General features: G+C 68.8%; 25 protein-coding genes, 1 pseudogene and 1 riboswitch. Of the genes and pseudogenes, 9 read left to right on the top strand and 17 right to left on the bottom strand.

Features of this window, described 5'->3' with window-relative positions; all coding sequences use genetic code 11:
- Nucleotides 1–98: 98 nt before the first annotated feature.
- The 4 genes from I1A62_RS14730 to I1A62_RS14715 form a co-directional block, all read right to left on the bottom strand.
- Complete coding sequence (locus I1A62_RS14730; RefSeq protein ID WP_206010438.1) at nt 99–674, bottom strand: TetR/AcrR family transcriptional regulator; 576 nt, start codon at nt 672–674, stop codon at nt 99–101.
- Between the two features lie 54 nt (nt 675–728).
- Nucleotides 729–1955 (bottom strand): acetyl-CoA C-acyltransferase, encoded by a 1227-nt coding sequence (locus tag I1A62_RS14725; RefSeq protein ID WP_219458995.1) that lies wholly within the window; start codon nt 1953–1955, stop codon nt 729–731.
- A gap of 70 nt (nt 1956–2025) precedes the next feature.
- Complete coding sequence (locus tag I1A62_RS14720; RefSeq protein ID WP_124393551.1) at nt 2026–3213, bottom strand: acyl-CoA dehydrogenase family protein; 1188 nt, start codon at nt 3211–3213, stop codon at nt 2026–2028.
- A gap of 43 nt (nt 3214–3256) precedes the next feature.
- The gene (locus tag I1A62_RS14715; protein ID WP_219458994.1) at nt 3257–4000 is read right to left on the bottom strand and encodes an SDR family NAD(P)-dependent oxidoreductase; all 744 of its coding nucleotides are present in this window, start codon (nt 3998–4000) and stop codon (nt 3257–3259) included.
- Nucleotides 4001–4301: 301 nt separating this feature from the next.
- Here I1A62_RS14715 and I1A62_RS14710 point away from each other — a divergent pair, with 301 nt between their 5' ends.
- The 3 genes from I1A62_RS14710 (at nt 4302) to I1A62_RS14700 (ending at nt 8419) form a co-directional block, all read left to right on the top strand.
- A complete protein-coding gene (locus I1A62_RS14710; RefSeq protein WP_124393549.1) occupies nt 4302–5591 on the top strand; it encodes an MFS transporter in 1290 nt (429 codons plus the stop codon).
- On the top strand, nt 5591–7216 hold the full coding sequence (locus tag I1A62_RS14705) for an AMP-binding protein (RefSeq protein WP_124393548.1): 1626 nt from the start codon (nt 5591–5593) through the stop codon (nt 7214–7216). The genes I1A62_RS14710 and I1A62_RS14705 overlap by 1 nt, the downstream gene beginning before the upstream one ends.
- An 81-nt stretch (nt 7217–7297) precedes the next feature.
- Nucleotides 7298–8419, top strand: coding sequence for a class I SAM-dependent methyltransferase (locus tag I1A62_RS14700; RefSeq protein WP_219458993.1), 1122 nt, complete (start codon nt 7298–7300; stop codon nt 8417–8419).
- A 190-nt stretch (nt 8420–8609) separates the two neighbouring features.
- Here the strand turns inward: I1A62_RS14700 and I1A62_RS14695 are convergent, their stop codons facing one another.
- The 6 genes from I1A62_RS14695 to I1A62_RS14675 form a co-directional block, all read right to left on the bottom strand.
- Nucleotides 8610–8900, bottom strand: coding sequence for a hypothetical protein (locus tag I1A62_RS14695; protein ID WP_219458992.1), 291 nt, complete (start codon nt 8898–8900; stop codon nt 8610–8612).
- A 306-nt stretch (nt 8901–9206) separates the two neighbouring features.
- Nucleotides 9207–10301: an IS630 family transposase gene (locus tag I1A62_RS14690; protein WP_219454317.1), complete on the bottom strand. Its 1095-nt coding sequence runs from the start codon at nt 10299–10301 to the stop codon at nt 9207–9209.
- 44 nt (nt 10302–10345) lie between these two features.
- Entirely contained in the window at nt 10346–10480 is a 135-nt protein-coding gene (locus I1A62_RS46350; RefSeq protein ID WP_255315001.1) for a hypothetical protein, read from the bottom strand.
- A gap of 95 nt (nt 10481–10575) precedes the next feature.
- Complete coding sequence (locus I1A62_RS14685; protein ID WP_219458991.1) at nt 10576–11934, bottom strand: hypothetical protein; 1359 nt, start codon at nt 11932–11934, stop codon at nt 10576–10578.
- A 70-nt stretch (nt 11935–12004) separates the two neighbouring features.
- The gene (locus tag I1A62_RS14680; protein ID WP_124393543.1) at nt 12005–12667 is read right to left on the bottom strand and encodes an ESX secretion-associated protein EspG; all 663 of its coding nucleotides are present in this window, start codon (nt 12665–12667) and stop codon (nt 12005–12007) included.
- A gap of 14 nt (nt 12668–12681) precedes the next feature.
- A complete protein-coding gene (locus tag I1A62_RS14675) occupies nt 12682–13581 on the bottom strand; it encodes a WXG100 family type VII secretion target (RefSeq protein WP_219458990.1) in 900 nt (299 codons plus the stop codon).
- A gap of 123 nt (nt 13582–13704) precedes the next feature.
- Here I1A62_RS14675 and I1A62_RS14670 point away from each other — a divergent pair, with 123 nt between their 5' ends.
- The gene (locus tag I1A62_RS14670) at nt 13705–14916 is read left to right on the top strand and encodes an MFS transporter (RefSeq protein WP_219458989.1); all 1212 of its coding nucleotides are present in this window, start codon (nt 13705–13707) and stop codon (nt 14914–14916) included.
- A 3-nt stretch (nt 14917–14919) separates the two neighbouring features.
- Here the strand turns inward: I1A62_RS14670 and I1A62_RS14665 are convergent, their stop codons facing one another.
- A complete protein-coding gene (locus I1A62_RS14665) occupies nt 14920–15471 on the bottom strand; it encodes a hypothetical protein (protein ID WP_206010451.1) in 552 nt (183 codons plus the stop codon).
- 303 nt (nt 15472–15774) lie between these two features.
- On the opposite strand from I1A62_RS14665, the gene I1A62_RS14660 reads away from it, so the two are divergent.
- The 4 genes and pseudogenes from I1A62_RS14660 (at nt 15775) to I1A62_RS14645 (ending at nt 18582) form a co-directional block, all read left to right on the top strand.
- The gene (locus tag I1A62_RS14660) at nt 15775–15906 is read left to right on the top strand and encodes an FAD-dependent oxidoreductase (protein WP_374710775.1); all 132 of its coding nucleotides are present in this window, start codon (nt 15775–15777) and stop codon (nt 15904–15906) included.
- 225 nt (nt 15907–16131) lie between these two features.
- Nucleotides 16132–17274 carry an RNA-guided endonuclease TnpB family protein gene (locus I1A62_RS14655; RefSeq protein WP_219458988.1) on the top strand — a complete coding sequence of 381 codons (1143 nt, stop codon included), beginning with the start codon at nt 16132–16134 and terminating at the stop codon, nt 17272–17274.
- A gap of 91 nt (nt 17275–17365) precedes the next feature.
- A pseudogene (locus I1A62_RS14650) lies at nt 17366–18241 on the top strand (FAD-binding protein); the annotation flags it as partial.
- Nucleotides 18238–18582 (top strand): ferredoxin family protein, encoded by a 345-nt coding sequence (locus I1A62_RS14645; protein WP_095865769.1) that lies wholly within the window; start codon nt 18238–18240, stop codon nt 18580–18582. The pseudogene I1A62_RS14650 and the gene I1A62_RS14645, both read left to right, overlap by 4 nt.
- Nucleotides 18583–18592: 10 nt before the next feature.
- On the opposite strand, the gene I1A62_RS14640 is transcribed toward I1A62_RS14645, so the two are convergent.
- Nucleotides 18593–19582, bottom strand: a complete 990-nt coding sequence (locus I1A62_RS14640; RefSeq protein ID WP_124393537.1) for an alpha/beta hydrolase — start codon at nt 19580–19582, stop codon at nt 18593–18595.
- Between the two features lie 178 nt (nt 19583–19760).
- Here I1A62_RS14640 and I1A62_RS14635 point away from each other — a divergent pair, with 178 nt between their 5' ends.
- On the top strand, nt 19761–21119 hold the full coding sequence (locus I1A62_RS14635; RefSeq protein ID WP_219458987.1) for a wax ester/triacylglycerol synthase family O-acyltransferase: 1359 nt from the start codon (nt 19761–19763) through the stop codon (nt 21117–21119).
- A gap of 29 nt (nt 21120–21148) precedes the next feature.
- Here the strand turns inward: I1A62_RS14635 and I1A62_RS14630 are convergent, their stop codons facing one another.
- The 5 genes from I1A62_RS14630 to I1A62_RS14610 all read right to left on the bottom strand — a co-directional run bounded on the left by I1A62_RS14630 (nt 21149) and on the right by I1A62_RS14610 (nt 25325).
- On the bottom strand, nt 21149–21961 hold the full coding sequence (locus I1A62_RS14630) for an ABC transporter ATP-binding protein (protein ID WP_124393535.1): 813 nt from the start codon (nt 21959–21961) through the stop codon (nt 21149–21151).
- A complete protein-coding gene (locus tag I1A62_RS14625) occupies nt 21954–22775 on the bottom strand; it encodes an ABC transporter permease (RefSeq protein WP_219458986.1) in 822 nt (273 codons plus the stop codon). Before I1A62_RS14625 ends, I1A62_RS14630 begins: the two co-directional genes overlap by 8 nt.
- Complete coding sequence (locus I1A62_RS14620) at nt 22753–23793, bottom strand: ABC transporter substrate-binding protein (protein ID WP_219458985.1); 1041 nt, start codon at nt 23791–23793, stop codon at nt 22753–22755. Before I1A62_RS14620 ends, I1A62_RS14625 begins: the two co-directional genes overlap by 23 nt.
- Nucleotides 23778–24500 carry a TenA family protein gene (locus tag I1A62_RS14615; protein ID WP_219458984.1) on the bottom strand — a complete coding sequence of 241 codons (723 nt, stop codon included), beginning with the start codon at nt 24498–24500 and terminating at the stop codon, nt 23778–23780. The genes I1A62_RS14620 and I1A62_RS14615 overlap by 16 nt, the downstream gene beginning before the upstream one ends.
- Nucleotides 24494–24589: riboswitch (TPP riboswitch) on the bottom strand. It overlaps the preceding gene by 7 nt.
- 58 nt (nt 24590–24647) lie before the next feature.
- Nucleotides 24648–25325, bottom strand: coding sequence for an NUDIX hydrolase (locus I1A62_RS14610; RefSeq protein WP_219458983.1), 678 nt, complete (start codon nt 25323–25325; stop codon nt 24648–24650).
- Between the last annotated feature and the right edge of the window lie 48 nt (nt 25326–25373).

The raw sequence follows: 25373 nt of genomic DNA, 5'->3' as shown, positions 1-25373 counted from the left end.
GTCGCGTCAGGCTTGGCAGGTCCAAGTCTGCGGCTGCGCCGCCCGTGCGCGGCGAACGAGTGCAGGGACTCGTTAACCACGCACGGGTGCGGAGCGCGTCACGCCCGCATCCCGATGATGACGGCGTCGAGGAACTCGTCCGCGATCTCCTCGGGAGTCTCCGCGCCCCCGGGGGTGATCCACAGGTAGCTGTAGTTGAACATGCCCAGCAGGCCCTTCACCATCAACCGCGGGAGCACGCGGAAATGCCCGTCGCGAATGCCCTGTTCCACCGCGTTCCGCCAATGGGATTCGTAGCGTTCACGTTCGGCGATGATGCGATCACGACGCTCGTCCGTCAGCGCGTGGTACTCGCGGAAGAAGACCGTCCACTCCGCGCGGTGTTCGGCGATGTTGCGCATCAGCGCCCGGGCGAGGCCGCGCAGTCGTTTCTCCGGATCGGCCTCGGACAGCGCGAGTTCGTCGGCGACCGTGTTCATCTGGGCGAGTTGCCTGCTGCTGATCTCGTAGAGGATGGCCTCCTTGCTGCCGATGTAGTGGTACAGCGCCCCGCGGCCGAGCCCGACCGCCGTGCCCAGGTCGGCGATGCCGGTGCCGTGGTACCCCGACTTCGCGAACAATTCGGCGGCCACCTGCAGGACCCGGTCCCGGTTGGCGTCGTACTTGTCGCTCATCGAAGGGCCCCTTTGTCTCCCGGCGGTCGAAGGTGTGAGTCTAGACGGCCCGGATCACGGGTTCGGTGCGGCCGGGCCGGCGATCCCGGTGCGCGCGACGTGCACGATCAGGGCCTGCCCCTGGCCGCCGCCCCCGCACAGCGCGGCCGCGCCGATGCCGCCGCCGCGGCGTTGCAACTCGAGCGCGAGGTGCAGGACGATCCGCGCCCCGGACACGCCGATCGGGTGACCGAGCGCGATCGCGCCGCCGTTGACGTTCGCCCGGTCCGAGTGGATGCCGAGACGTTCGGACGCGACGAGCGTCACCGCGGCGAACGCCTCGTTGATCTCGACGAGATCGAGGTCGCCGGGCGTGATCCCCTCGCGCCTGCAGGCGGCCAGGATGGCGTTCGACGGTTGCTCGTGCAGACCCGAATCGGGCCCGGCGACCACCGCGCCCGATCTGATCTCGGCCAGCCACGGCAGGCCGAGGCGGACAGCCGTCGACTTCCGCGTGACCACGACGGCACAGGCACCGTCGGAGATCGGGGACGAGTTGCCCGCGGTGAGCGAACCGTCCGCAGCGAAAGCCGGACGCAATTCGGCGAGGTCCGCCGCCGACGTGTCGGCCCGGACGCCCTCGTCGTCGCGCACCTCGCTCGACTCACCCCGCCCGACCGTGACCGGGACGGGAACGATCTCGGCCGCGAAGACGCCGTCCTTGCGTGCCCGCGCGGCCGCCCGGTGCGAGCGTGCGGCCCAGGCGTCCTGAGCCTCCCGGGTGATGCCGTATCCGGGATTGCCGGCCTCGGTCAGCGCCCCCATCGACAACCCGGTGAAGGCATCGCGGAGTCCGTCGAACGCGAGGTGATCGATCAGGACCGCGTCGCCGTACTTGGACCCACGACGACTGTCCCGGAGCAGGTGCGGTGCGTTGCTCATCGATTCTTGACCGCCAGCCACCAGGATGTCCGCGTCGCCGGCCGCGATCATCCGGTGCGCCAGCGTAATCGCGTCGAGTCCCGACAGGCACATCCGGTTGATGTTCAGTGCCGGTGTCGTCAACGGGATTCCGGCATCCGCGGCCGCGACACGCGCCGGCAGCTGGCCGTTGCCTGCCGTGAGTACCTGGCCCATGACGACGTGGTCGACGGCGCGTGCGTCGACGCCGGCGGACCGCAGCGCACCGCGGATAGCGTGACCACCCAATTCCTGGGCGGTGAGACCCGACAGCGATCCCATGAAGCGTCCGAACGGGGTTCGTGCCCCCGCCACGAGGACGGTGGGGTCTGCGTTCGTCATTGTCATCTCCTTCGGGGGCGGGTGCCGACCCGCAGCCGAAGCTCGGCTGCAGGTCGGCGGATGGTGAGCGTCAGGGTCGATGCGAGATCTCGAACGCGTCGGAGAACGCGTACCCGTCGAGCAGTCGTCCCGCCGCCACCAGGTACTGGATCGTCGGCGTGCCCTCCTCGAGCCAGTTGAGGCGGGCGTCCCGGTACAGGCGCTCGATCGGATGCGCCCGCGTGTAGCCGATGCCGCCGTGGACGAGCAGCGCCCGGTCGGTCACCCGGCCGACGGCCTCGAGGCCGAACAGCTTGCACATACTGGCCTCGGCCGGAATCCGTTCGCCCGCATCCCACTTCCTCGCCGCGTCCGCCAGGATGCCGCGCAGGGCGTAGACGTCGGTGGCCATCTCCGCCAGGTAGCGCTGGACGGCCTGCCGCGTGCCGATCGGCTTGCCGAACGTGACGCGGCTCTTCGCGTGCGCGATCGACAGTTCGAGGGCGCGCTCGGACGTGCCGAGCGAACTTGCCGCGATGAAGACCCGGCTGATCTCCAGCGCGCGCTCGAGGTGCTCGTTGCCCTGCCCCTCGGCGCCGACGAGGGCGGCAGCGGGAACCCGGACGGCGTCGAGTGTGACGCGTCCGTGCTCGGTGCCCTTGCAGCCCATCGTCTCGGGCAGTGCCGCGATCGACAGGCCTTCGGTGTCGCGGGGAACGAGGAACGCGGACACCTCCCGGTCGGTGGTCTTCGCGAACACGATGAAATGAGACGCGATGTCCGAGTTGGTGATCAACCACTTCTCGCCGGTGATGACGTAGTCGTCGCCGTCCCGCACCGCGGTCGAACCGAGGTCGGCTCCGGTCCCGAATCCCGGCTCCGTGAGCGCGAACGCGACCGAATTCCGGCCCGTCGCCGCGCCCGGAAGCACAGCCGCCTTCTGCTGCTCGTTCCCGATTTCGGAGAGCGCGTGGGCGAACGAGTTGTGCACGTGCACGATGACCCGCAGGCCGCCCTGCACCTTGGCGAACTCGGCGATGATCGGCAGGTACTGGGCGATCGAGAGTCCGCTGCCGCCGTACTCGCGGGGGACCAGCAGGCCGAGCGCGCCGATCCGGGCGAGGATCGGCATGACGATGTCGTGCGGTACCTGCTCCTCGTCCTCGATCCGCCGTTCCAGCGGATCGAGTTCGGACCAGATCGCCTCGAAGATGCGGTCCCGGAGCGCCAGGTACTCCGACTCCGGAATTCCGACCGAATGCGTGAGTGTCGCGGTCATGGTGTTGCTTCCCTTCGTTGTGGGTCGTCACAGTCGTGGTGTGTCACAGCGCCCAGCCTCCGTCGACGGTGAGAACGGAGCCGGTGCAGAACGTGGCGTCTTCGCTGAGGAAGACTGCGGCCTTGGCGATTTCGTCGACGGTGCCGAATCGGCCCAGGACGGTGTCCTGTTCGATCCGCCTGCGCGCGGATGCGGGCACCGCGTCGGTCATGTCGGTGGCGACGAAGCCGGGGGCCAGGATGTTGACCCGGATGCCGTCACGGGCGACCTCCTTAGCGAGCGACCGTCCGAAACCGACCATCGCCGACTTCGCGCTCGCGTAGGCGGTGTCGCCAGGGTGACCGATCACGCCGACGACCGACGACACCAGAACGATGCTCGGTGACGTGCCGTTCGCGAGGTGGGGTAGCGCGGCCCGGGCGAGGGCGACGGTGCCGCGCAGGTTCGTCTCGATGACGCTCCACCAGGCGTCCGGTTCCGTCGCGGTGAGCCGCCCGCCCGACCACTGACCCGCGTTCAGGATCAGCGAATCGAGTCGTCCCCAGTGGGCGACGACGTGCTCGACCGCCGAGGCCGCCGTGGTGTCGTCGTGCAGGTCGAAGTGGATCGGGAGCACCTGTTCCGGGGCGTCCGCGGTGAGCTTCTCGGCCTCGTCACGGCCGGTTCGGTACGTGCACCCCACCCGGCAGCCGCGCTGGGTCAGGCCGATGGTGACGGCGGCCCCGATGCCGCGGGAGCCGCCGGACACCAGTGCGACGCGGAGATCCTCGTTGTCGTTCTCGTTCATGCTCAAAAATGTACTGATCGATCCAAAAATAGTCCAGAGTTGTCGAGAAAGGCCACATAAATCTGCCTACTACGTGAGTGATAGACGTGAAGTAATCTTGGATCGATCGGTACAAAAATGCTTGCGACCCACGCGGCGGCTGTGCTAAACCTGTGACTGCGGCCACACGGGGCGACGTCGCGGACACGAGGTCCGCTCGGCGCACTCCGGACGAGGCCCGACCGCTCGATCACAACCGCGGTGGCACCGGGCCGACACGGCAACCACACCGCCCCACATCAGCAGCGATGGGAGATTCGATATGAGAGTCATCGACGACCTGGAGGTCACCCGGGTCGAACCCCGGAAGGTCGCGTTCGCGTCCTTCGTCGGAACCGCGATCGAGTGGTACGACTTCTTCATCTTCGGGACCGCGGCCGCCCTGATCTTCGGCAAGGCGTTCTTCCCGTCGCTCAGTCCGCTGTCGGGAACGCTCGCCGCGTTCGCGACGTTCGGTGTCGCGTTCGTGTCCCGTCCCGCCGGCGCCATCGTCTTCGGGCACTTCGGAGACCGGATCGGCCGCAAGAAGATGCTGGTGTTCTCCCTGGTGCTGATGGGGTCGTCGACGGTCGCCATCGGCCTGATCCCCACGTACGGCGCGATCGGTCTCGCGGCGCCCGTGCTCCTCGTCCTCGCGCGCCTTGCCCAGGGCTTCGCGGTCGGCGGAGAATGGGGCGGCGCGGTACTGATGGCGGTCGAACATGCACCGCGCGAGAAACGCGCGTTCTACGGCAGCTGGCCGCAAGCCGGCGTTCCCGCCGGGCTCGTGCTCGCCACGCTCGCGTTTCTCCTGGTCGAGCAGCTTCCGGAGGATCAGGTGCAGGCGTGGGGTTGGCGGCTTCCGTTCCTGGCCAGCGCCGGGCTGGTCGCGGTCGGCATGTACGTGCGGCTGAAGGTCGTCGAATCGCCGGAGTTCGAGAACGTCAAGCGCGACAAGAAGATTGCCGACTTCCCGATCCTCGCGGTGCTGCGGGGCGAGAAGCGCGCACTCGGCGTCGGGATTCTCACCCAGGCCGCCTCGCTCGTGCCCTTCTACCTCGTCACCGTCTTCGTGCTGTCATACGGTCCGAAGGAACTCGGCATCTCCCGGCAGACGATTCTGCTCAGCATCCTCGTCGCCTGCGTCCTCGACATCGTGTCCGTGCCCTGCGCGTCGATGATCGCGGACCGGATCGGGACCCGGAAGATGCTGATCTACGGCTCCCTCTACATGGCCGCGATTGCGTACCCGTTCTTCTGGTTGCTGTCCACCGCCACGGGTGCCGCCGTGCTGCTGGCGATGATTCTGATCATCACCATCGGCCACGCCGTCACTTACTCCGCGGTCGCCGGATATGTCACCGGTCTGTTCCCTGCCGAGGTCCGGTACACGGGCGCGTCCGTCGCCTATCAGTTCGGCGGCGTCGTGTTCAGCGCGCCGGCGCCGTTCATCGCGGTGGCGATCGCGGCCGAGACGGACGGTGCGTGGGCACTGGCCGCGTACATCGCCGCGGCGTGCGCGATCACCGTCCTCGTTCTGACCCTGACGAAAACTGCAAAGGTGAACCACTGATGTCTGTCGACGGACCCGCACTCGCCGCTGCATGGCAGGACATCGAATCCCTGCTGGACCGCGACCCGTTCGGCGGCGACTTCAACACGGCACACGAGATCTGCACCCGCTACGCCGGAGACCCGAATCGGGTGGCGCTGACCGTCCGGCACGAAGACGGGTCGGCAGACCGCTGGACGTACTTCGAACTCGACAGGCTCGCCGCCAAGGCGGCACGGGTGTTCGCCCGAGCGGGCCTGAAGCGGGGAGACCGCGTCGGCGGACTGCTGTCCCGACAGGTCGAGAGTTGGATCACCGCGCTGGCGGTGTGGCGATCCGGGCTGGTGTACGTGCCGCTGTTCGGAGGTTTCGCCCCGGACGCGATCGGACTGCGCCTCGACGCGGCGGGAGTCCGCGCGATCGTCGTCGATCAGCGGTACCGGCCGGCGCTCGCGGAGGCGCAGATGACCCACGGACTCGACCCGGCCGTGTTCGTCGTCGGCGACGGCGCGGTCGGCGGGACCGACAAGTCGTTCTGGACCGAGGTCGATCTGGCGGCCGCCGACGGTCCCCTCGAGAAGACCGCACTGGGCGACACCGCCACCCTGCTGTTCACCAGCGGAACATCCGGAACACCGAAGGCGTGCAAAATGACCCACGCCACGTTCGTCTCGGTCATGCCCTACGTGAAGTCGGTTCTCGGGGCGACCCGCGACAGCGTCGTCTTCTCCACCTCGGACCCGGCGTGGGCGTTCGGGCTGTTCAGCACGGGCGCCGCCGTCATGGCGCTGGGCGTACCGCGGGTCATGTACTCGGGCAAATTCGTCCCCGAGGCCTGGCATCGCGTGATCCGGGAGGAGAAGGCGACGATCCTCACCACCGCGCCCGCCGCACTGCGGCGACTGACGGCGACATTCGCGCAGGAAGGGGTACCGCCGTCGCTCCGCACCGTCGCCGCTGCCGGCGAACCGCTGACCGCAGCGGTCGCCGCAGACTGGGCCCGCACCGGTGCCCCCGCCGTGCGTAACGGATACGGACTGTCCGAGGTCGGCATGCTGCTCGGCGACACCCAGGGCACCGAAACGCGGTCCGGTCCGGGCTGGATGTCCGCCGGGATCCCTGGGTTCGACACCTTCCTCGCCGACCGGGACGGACAGCCGGTGGCCGACGGCCTGCCGGGACTGATCGCGGTACGGCGGCCCCGCCACCAGATGTCCAGCGGGTACGAGAACGCCCCCGAACTGTGGGCCGACCGCTGGCGCGGCGACGTGTTCCTCACCGAGGACCGCGCCGTCACCGACCCGGACGGGCGGTGGCAGATCCTGGGCCGGGACGACGACATGATCATCGCGTCGGGGCACAACATCAGCCCGGTCGAGGTCGAGAACGCGCTGTTGCAGCACCCGGCGGTCGCGGACGCCGCGGCAGTCGCGTACGAAGATCCCGTCCGCGGCGGAGTGGTCCGGGCGGTCGTCGTCCGCGCGGACACCCCGGGTGACGACAGCGACCTCGTCACGCAACTGAAGCAACTCGTCGCGCAGCGCGTCGGGCCCTACGCGGCGCCGAAGGTCGTCGACTTCCGGCCCGACCTCCCACGCACCGAAGTCGGCAAGCTCCGCAGGGCCGCGGTCCGCGCACTCCCGTAAGGCGGCTCCGCCGCCCGTGCGTGGTTAAGGAGTCCCTGCACTCGTTAACCACTCACGGGCCGTAGGCCTAGGCTCTCCCTCATGGAAACCGAGTTCGTCCGCTGGACCGAGGACGGCACCGAGCATTCGGCGGTGTGGAGGTCCACCAGCGGGGCGGCGCCCCCGAAAAAGATCCGGGTGGTCGACGACTCGATGACCGCCGACGAGGCCTACCGCCTGGCGTGCGAGGGGACGGCGCTGCTGTGGCGCGGCGATTTCCACAACGCCCGCCAGCTCGGCACGGCCGTCGCCGCCCGCACCGACCGCAAGGCCCGCAAGACGTCCACGGATCCGGCCACCGCGTTCCATCTGCACCGGCAGACGCAGTCGCGGCGGGCGGGCATCCTCGGGATGCTGCTGGTGCCGTTCGACGCCGACCAGACCGTTCCCTTGCGCCGCGCCCCCGACGTGCGGCAGGCGGTGCTCGCGGCGTACGGACCGACGGACCAGCCGACGGTCACCACGCTGCGGGATCTGCTGGGCGCGATCGGCGCCCACGAGTGGCAGAAGAAGGGCGTCGAGATCCCCGCCCTCGGCGCGCGCATCCACCCCGGCTACGGGGTGTTCTCACCGATTCGCGGCGAATACGTCGACCTCGTCGCCGACACCCCGCTGCCGTCGCTCGCGACAGCGTTCGACATCGGCACCGGCACCGGTGTGCTGGCCGCCGTCCTCGCGCACCGCGGCGTCGAGAAGGTGATCGCGACCGAACTCGACGCGAACGCGCTGGCCTGCGCGCGAGCGAATCTGGACCGGCTCGGCTACGCCGATCGGGTGCAGGTGGTGGAAACGGATCTGTTCCCCGACGGCCGGGCGCCGCTCGTCGTGTGCAACCCGCCTTGGATCCCCGCCCGGCCCACCTCGCCCATCGAGTACGCGATCTACGACCCGGACAGCCGGATGCTCCGCGGATTCCTCGCCGGCCTGGCCGAGCACCTCGAACCCGAGGGAGAGGGCTGGCTCATCCTGTCCGACATCGCCGAGCACCTCGGACTGCGGACCCGCGAGGAATTGCTGACCCTGATCGACGACGCCGGCCTCACCGTTCTCGGGCGGCGGGACGTGGCGCCCCGGCACGGCAAGGTGGCCGACCGCTCGGATGCGCTGCACGCAGCCCGCAAGCGGGAAGTGACGTCGCTGTGGCGGCTCGGCGCTCAGAACTGACGACCGCGACTGCGTGGTGTGCTCGCCCCGACCGATCCGGTTCTGGCCGGTGATCGATTGGCGCGACATGGTATTCGGCGTCGCCCTGCAGATTACCTGTCGGGTGCACCTGTGGCCCTGGGGAACGACGATGGGCGCCTTGCGGATAGGGCGGCCATCGGTTGATGTCTCCAGTTCCCGAAGTGGCTCGTCAACGAACCCATTTCCAGGGCTTGTCCCAGAGTCCGGGCGGCGGCACGAACGGTAGCTGGCCCAACTGTCCCGGCGGTGGGAAGAACGGCAGTTGGCCCAACTGTCCCGGCGGTGGGAAGAATGGCTGCTTCGCCGGTTGTCCGGGCGGTGGACCCAAGTCGGGTACCGAGATGCCGGGTATCGGCGGTGGCAACGGATCAGCATGTGCCGGAACGGCGCCGAGTCCCAGCGTGGTGAAGCCCAGCGCACCGGCGACCAGGGCACGCGCCGCACTTGTTTTCAGATTCATCGTGACTCCTTCTGCGTCTGTCCGACCACTGGCTGTGGTGGGCAGACCACCGGTATGCACGCTTTTAGTGTGCGCCTGCGCGCATTTTTGTGGGTTACGCATGGGATTGTTGCGAAACGGCGGCACCACCGCGATTCAGGGGCCTCAGCCGAGCGCGAAACCGTCGACGGATGCCGCTGCCTAGGTCGGGGGTGCCGGTCACCGTGTCGACGATGTGCACGATGACGGTGAATCCGGCCGCGGCCGGTGGTGTTACCGCTTGTGCGCCTTTGTGGTTGCTGCAGCTACCAGAAAGGCGCACGGGCGCTAGTGTCCCGCGTCAGAAATTCGTGAGATATATTTAGCGAGGGAATCGAGGATCTCCTCGGCGGTCTTGTGCCAGACGAACGGCTTCGGGTCGTCGTTCCAGGTCTTGACCCAGTTGCGAACGTCTTTCTCCAGTGCCGCAACGCTTTTGTGTACACCACGGCGGAGCAGCTGATCGGTCAGGAATGCGAACCATCGCTCGACCTGATTGATCCACGAGGACCCGGTCGGGGTGAAGTGGACGTGAAAACGTGGGTGCTTGGCCAACCAGTCGCCCACCGCCGGCGTCTTGTGGGTGGCCAGGTTGTCGCAGACAAGATGCACGTCCAACTCCTCGGGGACGGCCTTGTCGATCGCGGTGAGAAACTTCTTGAACTCCACGGCCCGGTGACGTCGATGAAGCTCGGAGATCACCGTGCCGTCGGCGATGTTGAACGCCGCGAACAGGCTGGTGACGCCGCTGCGGACGTAGTCATGACTGCGCCGTTCCGGCATGCCGGGCATCATCGGCAGCACCGGCTGGGAACGGTTCAATGCCTGCATCTGACTCTTCTCGTCCACACACAGGACGACGGCACGCTCGGGCGGATTATGGTAGAGACCAACAACATCGACGACCTTGTCCACGAACTGCGGATCCGTGGAAAGCTTGAAACCGTCGGTCAGATGCGGTTTGAGTTCAAACTTGCGCCAGATCCGGCCGATCGTCGACGGTGACAGGCCGGTGCGTTTGGCCATCGAGGTACGCGACCAGTGCGTCGCATTGGCCGGGGAGGTTTCCAGTGTCGCGGTAACCACGTCTTCGACCCGGTCCAGCAAGATCGAGGGCGGACGACCCGGTCGAGGTTCGTCGACCAAGCCGTCGAGGCGTCGGTCGACGAAGCGCCCGCGCCATTTGTTGACCGTGTTGGCGGATATCCCTAGGTCTGCCGCGACTTGCTTGTTTGTCATCCCCGGCTCCGCGCAGGCCAACACGATCCGCGACCTCAGTGCCAACGATTGTGGGGTTTTCGCTCGCCGCGACCATCGAACGAGTTGTTCGCGTTCGTTATCGGTCAACATCAACTCCGCCTTCGGGCGTCCGGTTCGAGGCATGCCTCAGGATATCAAGTTAAAGCACGAATTTATGGCGTACGACACTAGCGCTTCTTGACGTGCGTGACGATTTCCGGATCGCTCTGTCCGTTCGTCTTCATCTTCTTGTCGGCGCGCTTCTCCTTCAGCGACTTGCCGGATTTCTTCGACATGGAATTGCGGGGCGATTTGTCAGCCATGGACCATCCCTGAATGCGGAACCTGGACGGCTCCGATAGAGCCGACAGTACGCCATATCCCGGGAAACCCGGACCGATCATCGAAACGGTCGCTTCTAGGACGACGGATCGTCGAACAGCGTCTGCTCCTCGGGGTTGTTGAACAGTCCCATCTGTTCGGGCCGCGGCTTGGTGTCGGGAGCGTTCTCAGGCGGCGGCAGTACGACGGTCCGGAGGGCGTTGCGCAGGGTGCGGACGACGCGCTCCCAGTGCTCCACCGACGCGTCGTCCGTGTCCCGCAACCGGGACACCCACGCGGTGCCGGTGTCGAGGAGGGCGAGGATCCGGTCGCGGTCGTGACCGCACACGTCGGCGACGACGGCCGGATCGGTGTCGCCACCGCACCCGGGATCGAGATGGAACAGCGTCTGGAGTTCCTTCGGCAGATCGGTCGTCGACGTCCCGTTCCCGGCGTGGGGTGCCGACACCGGTTCGGGTTCCTCGTCGGGGCCGGAGTCCCGGTTGAAGAACAGTTCGCCGCCGAACCGCGCCGCGAAGTCGCTGTCGACGGTGCGCAGGAAATCGGCGAAAGACTTGCAGCTGTCCGTCAGGTGCTGGGGGACGAACGGGTTGCCCGACACCTCCAGGAACGCCGACAAACGGTCGTCGACCAGCACGAACTTGATCCGAGACCAGGTGCGGTTGAGGTCGGCGGTGACCTCGGCCGCCCGGGTGCGGTCGCTGATGTCGTGCACCAGCGGCGCGAACAGTTGCACGTCGACGGTGTCGGCGAGCGGCCCGACGAACAGGATGGTGTTGCCCATCCGGATCGGGACGTCGCCGTCGGGGTCGCGTTCGGGCAGCAGCCCGAGCATCGGCACCAACGAGAGCGTGATCAGCTCGTGCAGGTGCTCGACGTCCCGCGGGACCACGGCGGCCGCGGGGTCGAGTTGCGCGACCAGCGGTGGCTGCACCGCAATCGGGTCGAACGTGGCCTCGGGATCGGTGCTCGACGTCTCGGTACTCAGGAACGCGGGATGCGTGATTCCCCAGACGTCGCGGAACGCTGCCACCGCCATCGCGGCCAGCTGATCCGACCACGACAGCTTCTTGTCCACGTAGAACGCGGGGGAGCCGTCGTCGGGTTCGTCGTCCGGGCCGCGGGTCGGACGGTTCCAGCCCAGCTCGGTGAGGTACGTCTGCTCGGCCTCGGACAGCGCGCGGTCGGGGTGCAGGTAATGGTTCGACGGCACCTCGCAGCGCACCGTGTCGCCGTCCCACACCACGAACTGGATGCACGGCATCAGCCCCCGGGATTCGTCGAGTTCCTCGAATCCCGATTCGAGCACCAGAAGGTCCTCGTCCTGCATCGCCGCCAGATAGTCCGCGAGGCGCCGCTGGAACTCCGCCCAGTCGCGGTTCACGCTCGAATCCAGATCGAAGTCCTGCATGTCTGCTCCGTCCGGGTCGGCCACGAGTCACCTACTTCCGCTGTATACGGTAGCGGCGAGCGCCGACACCGCCGCGCCGGAGGGGGTGCGGAGCTTAGACGGGGTGACCGGCCGCGATCCGTCCCGTCAGCCGGGTGACGGCGTCGAGGAGGTCCCACGACGTGCCCGGTTCCACCGCCACCGCGGTGTCGCCCCACACGAGATATCTGCCGTCGTCCTCGATGTCACGCCACGCCAGACCGCCGACGGGGCGCGGCGAGCGCCGCGCGCCGCGGACGACGGTGACGACGCCCTGACCCGTCGACGGCCGGTCGAGGATCCGGGCGACCGCCGCCTGCCGGTGCGCGGCAGCTGCCCGGTCGACCACGACGCCGCGACGCGTGCCCGCGTCGGTGTCGGGAAGCTGCGCGATCAGCTGCCTGCCGACGTCGTACGGTTCACAGCTGCGGATCACCACCTCGCCGCCCGGATGCTGCACCGCGGCGATCCCGTGCCCGCGCGCGAGCGCCCCGATCACGCGGATCGGGGTATCGCCCTCCGAACCGGAGATCTCGATCCGGAGGTCGGGTTCGGCGAGCACCAGCAGCGCCGACGCGAGCGGGTCGTGTTCGGGTCCGGAGAAGTCGGCGCGGATCCGGCGCTGCTCGGCCTCGTACTCGTCGGCGGTGGTCAGCGTGCTGGTGACCTTGAGCGGGTACGGAATGCGGTCCTGGCCGGTCCGCGCCCACGACGCCGAAAACTGCGGACCGCTCAACACCCAGTGCCCCACGCCTATTCGCCGATCACCGCGGGCGTGACGAGGGGCAGTTTCCCGACGAGTTCGCTTCCCTCGTCGATGCTTTCGAGGTAGGTCGGCGGCTCCTCCTCGTCCTCGTGCGCGGCGGGCTGGGCCGGACTGCCGGGCCGTTCGGGGGTCGGCACCCGGTGCGCAGCCACGACGCCGTGCGCATACTGCGCCACCCCGCCGCCGACGGCCCCGGCCAGCGCCGCACCGGCGATGGAGCCGGGATCGGCCTGTGGGTTCTGGGGCGGGACCTCGTCACTCCGGCGAGGCTCGGAGTCCGCGCCGGGTTCGGGTTCGGCCACCTGCTGATTGCTGGGTATGCCGTGCACGCCGTTCGGTCCGATGTCGAAGCCCACCGGCTGCCCGTGGGCCGTCGCCGCAGCGTGCGTCGCGGCGAGACCGTCAATGGGGAGCTGTTCGTCCGCAACCCGGTACGCCGACGCGTACAGGGTGTCCATGGCCGCCTTCGCATCCTGTTCCGCGGCGTCGGCGTCGGCTTCCGCGGTCCAGTTCCCCGGCAACACCCGGGTCCAGTCGGTCGGATGGTCCCCTGGCGGGCCGACCGCGCCGCGCACCGCTTCGGCCCCGGCGCTCGCGTGCCGTAGTGCGTCTCCCACGTCGGTGAACCGGTCGCCGACCTGCCCGGCCCGGGCGGCGTAGTCGTCGAGTGCCGACACCACCGCGGTCGCCGACTGTCCGCGCCATCCGGTGTCGACCGCGGCCCGGGTCGCGTCGTGGAACGCGGTGACCGACTCCTGAAATTTTCGTCCGAGGTCGTCCCAGGACGAGGCAACCGCTTCGGACTCGGCGGGTCTCAGCGCGTCGACAGCGCTGCTGATCGCGCGGTGATTCCACGCGCCCGAGTGAAAGTTTTCCCCGCCGTTCATCCCCGACCTCCGCTGCTGGACACTCTCGGTCCCGGAGTGGACCCCCCAATCCGGCGGGAAGCCACCTTACCGACTCCCGCCTCCGACTTGTCACCGCTCCTCGACTCCGAAAGGCTCGGGGCCATGCCCTCGTTCTCGCCCACAGCGTCCACGACGCGCACCGGCCGGTCACCCGCCCTCGCCATCGGCGCCACCGCGTTCGCGTTCCTCGTCACGATGATGGGAACGACGCTGCCGACCCCGCTCTACTCGATCTATGCGCAGGAACTGGCGTTCAGTCCGCTCACCGTCACGATCCTGTTCGCCGTGTACGCGGTCGGGGTCGTGGCCGCGCTCGCCGTGTTCGGGCGGCTTTCCGACGACGTCGGCAGGCGCCCGGTGCTCTTCCTCGCCGTCGCCCTCGCCGCGATCAGTGCCGTGCTGTTCCTGCTGCCGTCGACGCTTCCGGTGTTCGTGGTGGCCCGGGTGATCTCCGGTCTGTCCGCCGGCCTCATGACCGGCACGGGCACCGCCGCGGTGATCGACCTGTTCCCACCCGACCGAAAGGCGGCAGGCGGCATGCTCGCGGTCGCGGTAAACACCGGGGGCCTCGGACTGGGCACGCTCAGCGCGGGGGTGATCGCCGACGTCACGTCGAGTCCGCTGACCATTCCCTACGCGGTGAACCTCGCGCTCGCCGCCGTCGCCGCCGCCGGGCTGTGGATCTTCGCGCCTGCGCCGGCCACCCGACCGACGTGGCGCCTCCGGCCCCGCCGCCTGCAGGTCCCGGCGTCGATCCGCGGCGCCTTCGTCACCGCGGTGCTCGCCGCAGGAACGGCGTTCGCGGTGACCGGCGTGCTCACCGCCGTGTCGGCGCTGTTCCTGACGAGATACCTGGGGACGACGAGCCACACGATGGCCGGGCTCGTCGTGTTCCTGACCTTCCTGTTCATGGCCGCCGGCCAACTCCTCGCACGCCGGATGTCGACGGCCACCGCGATGCTCGCCGGGTGCCTCGGATTGGTCCCCGCCGCCGGGTTGCTGGCGCTCGCGCTGGCGAACACGGTCCTCGCGCCGCTGCTCGCGTCCGCGGTGGTGCTCGGCGTCGCCGGAGGCCTGTGCCTCAACGCGTCGCTCGCCACCACCGTCGAACGGGTCGACCCGCAACTCCGCGGCGGCCTGTCCTCGGCATTCTTCGCCGGGATCTACGTGATGCTGGCCGTTCCCGCGGTCGGTGTCGGTGTGCTCGCACGGTTCACCGACCTTCGGGCCGCCGGGATCGTCTTCAGCGCGCTGGTCGCCGCGCTGGGTGCCGGGGTGGCCGTCGCGCAACTGATCGGGCGCAGACGGGCCTGAGCGTCAGCCTCGCGGTCTGGTGGTGACCGGCGGGATCGTGATCACCGGACGCGTCGTCGTCGTGGTGGTGGTGGTCGGCGCCAGCGTCGGCGCCACGGCAGCCTGCGGCGGAACGGTTGCCTCGGTCGTCGTGACGACCGGGGGCCGGGTCACCGGCGTGGTGACCGGGGCGAGGCTGATCGTCGGCGGCGGCGGAGGCGGAGGCGGCGCGATCGTCGTCCGGACCGGCGGCGGGGGAGGCGGTGCGGGGGTCGTCGAGGGCGCGGGCGGCGGCGCGGTGGTCACCGGCGCCGGTTCGGTGGTGAGCGTGACGGCCCGCGGGGTGGTCAGCTCCGCCATCTGCCAGGTGGGGGTCGGCGGGACGAACACCTGGAACGTCGCCGGTTCGGCGCTGTGCGGCCCCGCGGCCTGCAGACCCTCCGACGACAGCGGTGGTGGCGCGACTGCCGGTCCGTGACTGCCGAACGCGCCGCCCGCGGCGCCGATCATCAGCCCGGAGACCGCTGAAACGGTGGCGATCGCAAGCGCCCCGATCGCTACAGTCCTGTCGTCCATGCTTTACCCGTCGTCGGCGTGCAAATGCGTCCACCATAGAGGGCGTTGCCCCCGGCTGGTGCACGTGTCGGCAGACGAGTCGCCCGGGAGGGGTTCGCTCGAAGGTTGCCAGGCGGCTGTCGGGGTTCGGCGCACGCTGACGAGAACCCTTGCCCGGATGAGGTCGCGAGCCGACGATCGAGCGGTGTCCATACCGCTCCGACCGGGGGTAACGATGTCTCTGCTCGACAGATTGTTCGGCCGCCGCCCGCTGTCCGAACGCGCCGGGGCAGCCGTCGCCGCGTCGGCGATGCTGTTCGCTTCGTGAGCGCACTCGAGATCGTCGCCGACGTCCTCGTCCTCGGCGGCGGACCCGCCGCCACCTGGGCGGCACTGTCCGCGGCCCGGGAGGGTGCCCAGGTGGTGCTCGCCGACGAGGGGTGCATCACCAGGTGACTGACCATCGCGGCCACGGCCCAGACATTCTCTAAACTAAACAGGAGTCCACGCCTACCGGCTGGCTCCAAGTTCCCGAACTAGGACACCGCTCGACCAGACACCGAGCCCGCAGGCGACCACTCAAAAAGCCAGGGATCACCCAGTGTCCCGGTCGGACGTTCGGCCCGCCTACGGACTCCCCGCCAAGGCTAAATGTCGGACTGTGTGGCTAGTGTCTGGGTCATGGTGGGGAGGGCGGTGAAGCGGGCGTTCAAGTACCGTTTCTATCCGACTGCGGTGCAGGCGGAACAGCTTGCTCGGACGTTCGGGTGCACCCGGTATGTCTACAACCGGGCGTTGGCCGAGCGCTCGCGGGCCTGGTCGCAGGAGGGGCGCCGAATCACCTACGCGGACACCTCGACGATGCTCACCGGATGGAAACGCGACGCCGAGACCGCGTGGTTGGCGGAGCCGTCGAAGGGGCCGCTGCAGGAATCGCTGCGACAATTGCAGGGCGCGTTCGAGAGGTTCTGGCGCAAACAATCCGGCTACCCGCAGTTCAAGAAGAAGGGGCGGTCGAAGGATTCGGCGACCTACTACTCGAACTGCTTCACCTACCGCGGCGGGCAGCTCCGGTTGGCCAAGCAGTCCGAACCCCTGGACATTCGGTGGTCGAGGCCGCTACCGGAGGGGGCCGTGCCGTCGCAGGTGACGGTCTCGCGTAACGCTCGCGGGCAGTATCACATCTCGATCCTCGTCGAGGACGTGATTCCCGAACTCGAACCGACTGATCGGGTGGTCGGGCTCGACGCCGGGATCACCAGCCTGTACACGCTCTCGACGGGGGAGAAGATCACCAACCCGCGCCACGAGCGCGCGGACCGTGCGCGGCTGGCGAAGGCGCAACGGATGCTGGCCAAGAAGGAGAAAGGGTCCCGGAACCGGGCCAAGGCCCGACTGAAGGTCGCGAAAATCTATGGCCGGATCGCCGATCGGCGTCGCGATTATCTGCACACACTTTCCACTCGTTTGGTGCGCGAAAACCAAGTGATCGCCATCGAGGATCTGAGTGTGCGGAACATGGTGAAGAATCGGTCGTTGTCGCGGGCGATCTCGGATGCGGGGTGGTCGGAGTTCCGGTCGATGCTCGAGTACAAGGCCGACTGGTACGGGCGGCGGGTGGTGGCGGTCGACCGGTTCTTTCCGTCGTCGAAGACCTGCTCGGTGTGCGGGGAGGTCGCCTCGACGATGCCGCTGAACGTGCGGGAGTGGACGTGCCGGTGCGGCGCCGTCCACGATCGGGATGTGAATGCGGCAAGGAATATTTTGGCCGTCGGACTGACGGTGGCAGCCTGCGGAGACGGTGTGAGACCACCCCGCACATAACGTGCGGGGAGGCGACTGTCGGTGAAACAGGAACCTCGGGACGTGAGTCCCGCGGGGAATCTCGGTCGTTCACGGCCGAGAGGAAGTCAAGATGCAGTTCGCCTACTACGACGCGGACGGCGGGCCGCTCGGGGACGGCGGCTTCTCCGCGCGCGGCGCCGCGATGGCGCACCTCGCCACCGGCCGCCCGGTGTATGCGCGGCTGGACCGGGCCCGGCCCGATATCCGCGCGGCCATGCGCACGTCGCAACCGAATTACTTTCTGCCGCTGGACAAGGCGGGCATCGACCCGTTCGCCCAGAAATATCCCGTGCGGGCGGTGCTGGAGGGAACGGTGCGCGGGACCGGAGGCATCCGGATCACCGGCACCGACTGCGCCAGTGACGTTCCCGGCCTGTTCGCAGCCGGCGATGCCGCCACCCGCGAGTTGATCACCGGCGGTCGCAGCGGCGGCGGCAGCCACAACGGGGCCTGGGCGATCTCGTCGGGAACGTGGGCGGGCGCCGGGGCAGCCCGGTTCGCGCGGGGACGTCCCGTCCCCGACGGAGTACGCGGCGCGGGAGCGGCCGGGCTGCGCGGCCCATCCGCCCGGCGGCAGGCGTCGCGCGCCATCGTCGGACTGGTCCAGGAGCACACCCTGCCGCTGCGGCGCAGTTACCGGCGCAGCGCGGCGAGCCTGCAGGACAGCGTGACCGCCCTCGACGAAGCCTGGTCGGGTGCCGCCGATCTGCTCGGCGGCGCCGAACGAGAACTGCTGCAGGCACGCTCGGCCGCCGCGATGCTCGCCGCGGCCCGGTGGGCGACCCACTCCGCGCTGGCGCGGACCGAGACCCGGGGCATGCACGTGCGCACCGACCTGCCCGACACCGATCCGGCGCAGACCCATCGCCTGCTGTCGGGCGGACTGGGCGAAGTGTGGGTGCGGCCGGAACACGGCGCCGCCGAGACCAGGACGGTGGCGTCGTGATCGAGGTAGTCCTCGCCGACCGGTGCGTGCAGTGCGACATCTGCATCAAGGTCTGCCCGACGGACGTCTTCCGCCGCGGCGAGGACGGGGTTCCCGTCGTCGCGCACCAGGAGGACTGTCAGACGTGCTTCATGTGTGAGGCGAACTGTCCCACCGACGCGCTGTACGTCGCGCCGTTCGACACCCCGGTTCCCGAGGACTCGACCCACACTGACGCCGACGCGCTGGCGGAGTCCGGGGCGCTCGGCGCCTACCGCGCCGTGATCGGGTGGGGTGGCGGTCGCACGCCGGGTTCCACGCTCGACCGGAACCATCTGTTCGCACCCGTGAGTACTTCCTAACCGCCGGCGGTTAACAAGTACTCACGGGGGTGGCCCTGCGGATGAACCGGCCGATCTCACGGATGGCACGGGTGCCCTCGGGGAGCAGTCCGGCGGCGGCCTGGAAGACGTGTACCTGCCGCTCCCACACCTGCAGTTCGCACGGCACCCCGGCCTGGGACAGCCGCTCGGACATCAGTTCCGCGTCGACGTACACCATTTCCTGCGAGCCGGTCTGGATCAGTGCCGGCGGCATGGAGGCGAGGGAGCCGTCCACGGGGGACGTGGACGGCTCGTGCCCGCCCCGGGTGTCCAGGCGTTCGATCAGCCTGGACAGGGCACCGACCGCGCGTTTGGGGAAGACGGCGCAGAGGTCGGCGTTGGGATGGGCCAGCTTGTTCACCGGGTCGAGGTCGGTGAGCGGCGACAGTGCGACGTCGGCGGCGGGGCGCGGCAGCCCCTGACGCAGCGCTTCGAGCGTCACCATGAACGTCAGGAATCCGCCCGCCGAGTCGCCGGCGACGACGATGCGGTCCGCGGTGTAGCCGTGCGCGAGCAGCCACCGGTACCCGTCGACGCCGTCCTCGACGGCCGCCCGGATGGGGTTCCGCGGGATCATCCGGTACGCGACGTTCAGCGTCGACGCCTGGGACTCCGCCGAGATCCGGGACACCATCTGGCGGTGCGAGTTGATCCCGCAGCACAGGAACGCCCCGCCGTGGAGGTAGAGGATCGCCCGGTCGCCGAGCTCACCCGGCGGCCGGATCCATTCGGCGCGGCAGTGCGGCAGCCGGACGGGCCGGCGCTGGGTTCCGCGGATGGGGCCGAGCGAGTACCCGAACAGGTCGACGACTCCGGTGGGCCACGGCAGTTCGGGGTAGCGTGCCCACCCGTCGAGGAACGGCCGGACTGTGCGGCGGAGGGTGTGTGCGAGGGCCGCCGACTGCAGGCTGGTTCCGGCGAACTCCCGCCGCGTCACCGGGAGCGGTGACGGGCAGAATTCGTAAGTCGCAGTGCTCATTGTCTGCCTCCGTTCCGGCCTCGGTGCCCTTCGACGTGCTGCCTTCAGGTTTGCCACCTCGTTGCGCCGTACGGTCTACATCGAAGTAGGTCGCACGGACGCTACGCCCGACGTAGCATCCAGGCGGAAGTCGTAATGGGATAGTGACCGAGCGGGGGTGAACGTCCAGGTGGGGATCATGCCGGTTACCGATTCGATATTCCTTCTCGGAGAATCGCGAGAGCATCCGATGCATGTCGGATCGCTCGAATTGTTCACACCGCCGGAGGGTGCCGGACCGGACTACGTGAAGTCGATGCACGAAACAATGCTGAAGCACACGGACGTCGACGCCACGTTCCGCAAGAAGCCGGCGGGCCCGGTCGGGAGTCTCGGGAACCTGTGGTGGGCCGACGAGTCGGACGTCGATCTCGAATACCACGTGCGTCATTCGGCCCTGCCTGCGCCGTACCGGGTCCGGGAATTGCTGACGCTGACGTCCCGGTTGCACGGCACGCTCCTGGACCGTCATCGCCCGCTGTGGGAGATGTATCTGATCGAGGGACTCTCCGACGGCCGGTTCGCGATCTACACCAAGCTGCACCACTCGCTGATGGACGGGGTGTCCGGGCTGCGGCTGCTGATGCGGACGCTGTCGACGGACCCGGACGTGCGCGACGCCCCGCCGCCGTGGAACCTGCCGCGCTCGGCGTCGGCGAACGGAGCCGCCGCCCCCGACCTCTGGTCGGTGGTGAACGGGGTCCGCCGGACAGTCGGCGATGTGGCCGGTCTCGCGCCGGCGTCGTTTCGGATCGCCCGCACCGCGATGGGTCAGCACGACATGAGGTTTCCGTACGAGGCGCCGCGCACCATGCTCAACGTTCCGATCGGTGGCGCGCGCCGGTTCGCCGCGCAATCGTGGCCGCTCGACCGGATCCATGCCGTGCGGAAGGCGGCCGGCGCCAGTGTCAACGACGTCGTGATGGCCATGTGCGCCGGGGGGCTGCGCGGTTACCTCGAGGAACAGAACGCGCTGCCCGACGAACCGCTGATCGCGATGGTTCCGGTGTCGCTGCGCGACGAGCAGAAGGCCGACGCCGGCGGCAACGCGGTGGGGGTGACGCTGTGCAACCTGGCGACGGACGTCGACGACCCGGCCGAGCGTCTGACGGCGATCTCCGCGTCCATGTCGCAGGGGAAGGAATTGTTCGGCAGCCTCACCTCGTTGCAGGCGCTGGCGTGGTCCGCGGTCAACATGTCGCCGATCGCCCTGACGCCGGTGCCGGGGTTCGTCCGCTTCACGCCGCCGCCGTTCAACGTGATCATCTCCAACGTCCCGGGACCGCGGAAGACCATGTACTGGAACGGCTCCCGACTGGACGGTATCTACCCGACGTCGGTGGTGCTGGACGGGCAGGCGCTGAACATCACGCTCACCAACAACGGCGACAACCTCGATTTCGGTGTCATCGGGTGCCGCCGCTCGGTGCCGAGCCTGCAACGCATCCTCCACTACCTGGAGGCCGCGCTCGGCGAACTGGAAGCCGCTCTGCTCTGACGCGGCACTGCTCGGAGACGCCGCGGGTGTCAGCGTCTGCCCGACTCCTGCTCGACGAGGGCCCGCCGCGATTCCTCGTGCAGCACGCCGAGCAGTTCGTGTTCGACGTCCGCGAATTCGGGTGACGTCATCATCGACAGTTCGCGTGGGCGGGGCAGGCCCACCGTCACCTCGCGGCGCACGGTGGCGGGCCGGGCGGACAGCACGACCACCCGGTCCGACAGGTAGACGGCTTCCCGGATGTCGTGGGTGATCATCAGGACGGTCCACCGGTAGCGCTGCCACACGTCCTGCAACCAGGTCTGCATCTCGGTACGGGTCAACGAATCCAGGGCGCCGAACGGCTCGTCGAGCAGCAGCACGGGACGGTCCTGGACGACGGTCCGCAGCATCGCGGCGCGCTGCCGCATCCCGCCGGACAGCTGGCTGGGGCGGGCGTCCTCGAACCCGCCGAGACCGAAGACGGAGAACAGTTCCCGGGCCTTGTCCCGCGCCTGTTTCCGGGGCACGCCCTGCACCTCGAGTCCGAGGGTGGTGTTGTCGAGGACGCTGCGCCACGGGAACAGCAGGTCCTTCTGCGGCATGTATGCGCATTTCGACGGGCCACTGCCCGCGGGGCGCACGGGTTCGCCGCCGATCGTGACGGTGCCGGTGTCCGGTTGGTCGAGTCCGGCGAGCATGGCGAACGCGGTGCTCTTCCCGCATCCGCTGGGACCGATCACCGACACGAATTCGCCCGGTTCGACGGTGAACGAGACGTTGTCGAGGACGGGACGGATGCCGCCGCGGACCGGGAATCCCTTGCTCAGTCCGGACAGTGCGACGCGCGCGGTGTCACTCATGCCGGGCCCTTTCGTTCTTGATCCAGGGGGCGACGACGCGTTCGACTGCGAACGTGAGCAGGTAGAGGCTGACGCTGATCACGGCGGTCACGAGGACGGCCGCCAGCACGAGGTCGGTGCGGAAGGAGTTCTTCTGCGTCGCCATGTAGATGCCGAGACCGGATGTGGCCCCCACGTATTCGGCGAACACGGCACCCACGACGGCGTACGTGATGCCGATGCGCAGGGCGGTGAAGAACCGGGGGATCGCCGAGGGCAGCCGCACGTAACGGAATTCCTGCCACCGGGAGGCGCCCATGCTGCGCAACAGCGCACCCGCCTCCCGGTCGGCAGCGGCGAAACCCTCGATCAGGCCGATCGTCATGGGGAAGAACGTGGCGAGGGCGATCACGAGGACTTTCGGCAGCAGACCGAATCCGAACCAAATGATCATCAGTGGAGCGATCGCGATGATCGGCAGTGTCTGCGACACGACGAACAGCGGAACGAACGCGCGTCGCAGCCACGGCGAGAAGTCCACGAGTACGGCGAGGGCCCACGCGAAGAGCAGGGACACGGAGAACCCGATCAGCGTCACCTGCAGTGTCGCGGTCGCGTGACCGGAGATGGCGTCCCGCGCCTTCCAGCCCTGCTGGACGACCCGAAGCGGCGACGGCAGCACCTGCGGCCGGATACCGCTGACCGTCACGTACACCTGCCACGCGATCACCAGCAGTGCCACGACCACGACCGCGGGCAGCACCCGCCGCAGCAGCGGGGACGTGCCCGGGGCCGGGGTCCGGAGGGTCGGGTCAGGGCTGAGCGAGGTACTCATTGGTGAAATAGGTCGACCAGTCGGGTTCCGTGGTCAGCGGTGCCCCGTCGGGGTCGGTGAGCAGGCCGTGCTGGAACAGGAAACCGGAGTACCCCGCCCACTGCTCGGCAGTCTGAGTTCCGACCTTTCCGGAAGCGTCCTTCATGTACTGGGAGGACAGCATCTGCTGGCTCTCCCGCACGAGGGACTCGTCCGTGAACGCGCCGGGATTGGCGTCGATCAACATCTGCGCGGCCTCGTCCGGCCGATCGGCGGCGAACTGGTAGCCGCGCTGCAGGGCCTGGACGAACTTGCGGGCCTGCTCGGGATGCTCGTCCATCCACTGCTCGTTGCCCTCGATGACGAGTGCGTACGCGTCCGGGAAGCCGTAGTCGGTGTAGTGGAAGTAGCGCATCGGGGTGCCCCGGTGCTCTGCCTCGATGCCCTCCCAGCCGAAGAACGACACGGTGAAGTCGGCGGTGCCGGAGTACACGGCCTCGTAGGCCGACGTGCCGAGCGTGACGGTGGTGAATTCGCCCTTGCCGCCGTCGTTCCGGATGATCTGCTTCAGGGTCTCCTCGCCGTCCGGGTCCGCGAAACCGGCGTAGATCTTGCCGTCGAGATCCCGGGGGCGGGTGATGTCGGGGCGATCCGCCTTGACCGCGATGCCGGTGGCCCAGTGCTGCAGCGGGGCCATGACCGACGTGGTCTGGGCGCCCGCGGCCTTCGAGAACGTCGAGGAACTCTGGAAGCTCACGCCGAACTCGGCGTTACCGGCGTCGACGAGGGTGTCGGGCGAGGTGTCGTTGTACGGCAGCACCTGCACGTCGAGTCCGGCGTCGGCGAACCAGCCCTCCTGCTGGGCGACGAACAGACCGGTGTGGTTGGTGTTCGGCGTCCAGTCGAGTGCGAACCGGATGGTGTCGTCGGACTGCGAGTCGCCGGCGCAGCCGGTGAGCATCGACAGGGCCGAGACGAGGATGACGGCTGCGGTGGCAGCGCGCTTGGTACGGGAGAAAAGTGTCACGACGCCGGCCATTCCTGCTTGTTGAGTGCGGTGTCCCAGAACATGAGTTCGTAGCGGCTGGCGATCGTGAACGCCTCCACCATCGCCTCGCGCTGGGTGTCGGTCGCGGCCTCCGCGGCGGCGTCCACGAGTTCGCGGGCCTTCGCGACGGCGGCGTGGAACTCCTCCGCGTCGTACGTGGTCACCCACTGTGCGTACGGGTGCGACAAGTCGGCGGACAGCACGTCCCGGGCGCTCGCCGCCAGCCGGCGTCCCACGTCCGCGTAGATCCAGAAGCACGGCAGCACCGCGGCGGCGGACACCGCGTACGGCTCGGTGGCGGCGACCGCCGTCAGGTAGGAGATGTACCCGAGGCAGGCCTGCGAATGCTGCGGTTCGACATCCGACGCGGGGAGTCGTCCGCTGGTCAGCAGATTCTGGTGCAACGTCGCCTCGACCGTCGCGGCCTCGGCCGCCGAGCCGGCCCAGAAGCCGGCCTCGACGGGACCCGGCGCGTGCGCGGCGACCAGGGACAGGGCCTTCGCGTACCCGGTCAGGTACAGGAAATCCTGCTCGATGTACGTGCGGAACACGTCCAGCGGCAGTGTTCCGTCGCCGAGGCGGCGCAGAAACTCGAGTTCGTCGATCGCCTCGCGCAGCACCTTGGTCCGGTCCCACAAGTGGTCCGTGAATCGGGCGTGCTGGCCTGCGCCCGCAGCACCTTGGACAGAGCTATTCACAACGTTGACATCCCTTCGTCAGCATTACCTGAGCAGGTTCCCGGGTGTGTTCTCAGCCCCGCCCGTGCGGAGCACCCCGTGTCAGAACAAGCCGACCCTAGCACCGGCCGTGCCACGAACGGAAAGGCCCCGGGTGGGTGGACGGGCTCAGCCGGCGAGGAACGCGGCCGCGCCCGGCGGGAGGGCCGCGGGGCCGCGCGTGTAGATCTCGGCGGGCCTGCCGGTCCCGACGACGGCCATGTCGCCGGTGTGCGCGAGCGCGGGCAGCATGTGCCGGCGGAACGAGTCCTTCGGGAGCGGGCGGCCGAACACCACCTCGTATACCCGGCGCAGTTCGAGCACCGTGAACGTGTCGCCGGCCAGGCCCGACGGGTCGACGGACCGCGCGTACCGCTCGCGCAGGTCGTCGACAGCGAGGGTGACGACGTCCGCGTGGTCGAACGCGAGGTCCTGCGTCACGCGGTCGCCGTCGACGGGGATCAGCAGGGCGTCGCGGGGGAGTGCCATGCGCGGCAGCGCCGCCCCGTGCGTCATCGACAGCACCCACCCGCGGTCGTCGCGGCCGGGGTCGTCGAACATCGCCAGCTGGTGGAACTCGGCACCCGCCAGTCCGGCCTTGATCCGCAGGCACCGCTCGGCGGCGTCCCGCAGCCGCTCGCCTTCGTGGAGGAAGGTGCCGGGAAGCGCGAGCCGGCCCGAACGGTGCGGGACCACAAGCACTTTCAGATCGGCGCCGTCGACGGTGAGGACGGCGACGTCGACCGCCACGGACGGCCGCGGGTAGTCGAGGAGGCTCTTGCCGTCGGGATCGGTCGATGCGGCCACGGAGCACATGTTAGCGCGCGGTTGATCTATATCGCGTTCGAACGGTCC

It is taken from the genome of Rhodococcus sp. USK10 (genome assembly GCF_019378875.1).
Lineage (GTDB): Bacteria > Actinomycetota > Actinomycetes > Mycobacteriales > Mycobacteriaceae > Rhodococcus_F > Rhodococcus_F pseudokoreensis.
The sequence above is the reverse complement of the archived record's forward strand: the minus strand, read 5'-3'. Positions and strand labels throughout refer to the sequence as shown.

Coding starts and splice junctions, on each gene's coding strand:
- I1A62_RS14730 (WP_206010438.1), bottom strand. CDS start 674: ATGAGCGACAAGTACGACGCCAACCGGGACCGGGTCCTGCAGGTGGCC.
- I1A62_RS14725 (WP_219458995.1), bottom strand. CDS start 1,955: ATGACGAACGCAGACCCCACCGTCCTCGTGGCGGGGGCACGAACCCCG.
- I1A62_RS14720 (WP_124393551.1), bottom strand. CDS start 3,213: ATGACCGCGACACTCACGCATTCGGTCGGAATTCCGGAGTCGGAGTAC.
- I1A62_RS14715 (WP_219458994.1), bottom strand. CDS start 4,000: ATGAACGAGAACGACAACGAGGATCTCCGCGTCGCACTGGTGTCCGGC.
- I1A62_RS14710 (WP_124393549.1), top strand. CDS start 4,302: ATGAGAGTCATCGACGACCTGGAGGTCACCCGGGTCGAACCCCGGAAG.
- I1A62_RS14705 (WP_124393548.1), top strand. CDS start 5,591: ATGTCTGTCGACGGACCCGCACTCGCCGCTGCATGGCAGGACATCGAA.
- I1A62_RS14700 (WP_219458993.1), top strand. CDS start 7,298: ATGGAAACCGAGTTCGTCCGCTGGACCGAGGACGGCACCGAGCATTCG.
- I1A62_RS14695 (WP_219458992.1), bottom strand. CDS start 8,900: ATGAATCTGAAAACAAGTGCGGCGCGTGCCCTGGTCGCCGGTGCGCTG.
- I1A62_RS14690 (WP_219454317.1), bottom strand. CDS start 10,301: ATGCCTCGAACCGGACGCCCGAAGGCGGAGTTGATGTTGACCGATAAC.
- I1A62_RS46350 (WP_255315001.1), bottom strand. CDS start 10,480: ATGGCTGACAAATCGCCCCGCAATTCCATGTCGAAGAAATCCGGCAAG.
- I1A62_RS14675 (WP_219458990.1), bottom strand. CDS start 13,581: ATGAACGGCGGGGAAAACTTTCACTCGGGCGCGTGGAATCACCGCGCG.
- I1A62_RS14670 (WP_219458989.1), top strand. CDS start 13,705: ATGCCCTCGTTCTCGCCCACAGCGTCCACGACGCGCACCGGCCGGTCA.
- I1A62_RS14665 (WP_206010451.1), bottom strand. CDS start 15,471: ATGGACGACAGGACTGTAGCGATCGGGGCGCTTGCGATCGCCACCGTT.
- I1A62_RS14655 (WP_219458988.1), top strand. CDS start 16,132: ATGGTGGGGAGGGCGGTGAAGCGGGCGTTCAAGTACCGTTTCTATCCG.
- I1A62_RS14640 (WP_124393537.1), bottom strand. CDS start 19,582: ATGAGCACTGCGACTTACGAATTCTGCCCGTCACCGCTCCCGGTGACG.
- I1A62_RS14635 (WP_219458987.1), top strand. CDS start 19,761: ATGCCGGTTACCGATTCGATATTCCTTCTCGGAGAATCGCGAGAGCAT.
- I1A62_RS14630 (WP_124393535.1), bottom strand. CDS start 21,961: ATGAGTGACACCGCGCGCGTCGCACTGTCCGGACTGAGCAAGGGATTC.
- I1A62_RS14625 (WP_219458986.1), bottom strand. CDS start 22,775: ATGAGTACCTCGCTCAGCCCTGACCCGACCCTCCGGACCCCGGCCCCG.
- I1A62_RS14620 (WP_219458985.1), bottom strand. CDS start 23,793: ATGGCCGGCGTCGTGACACTTTTCTCCCGTACCAAGCGCGCTGCCACC.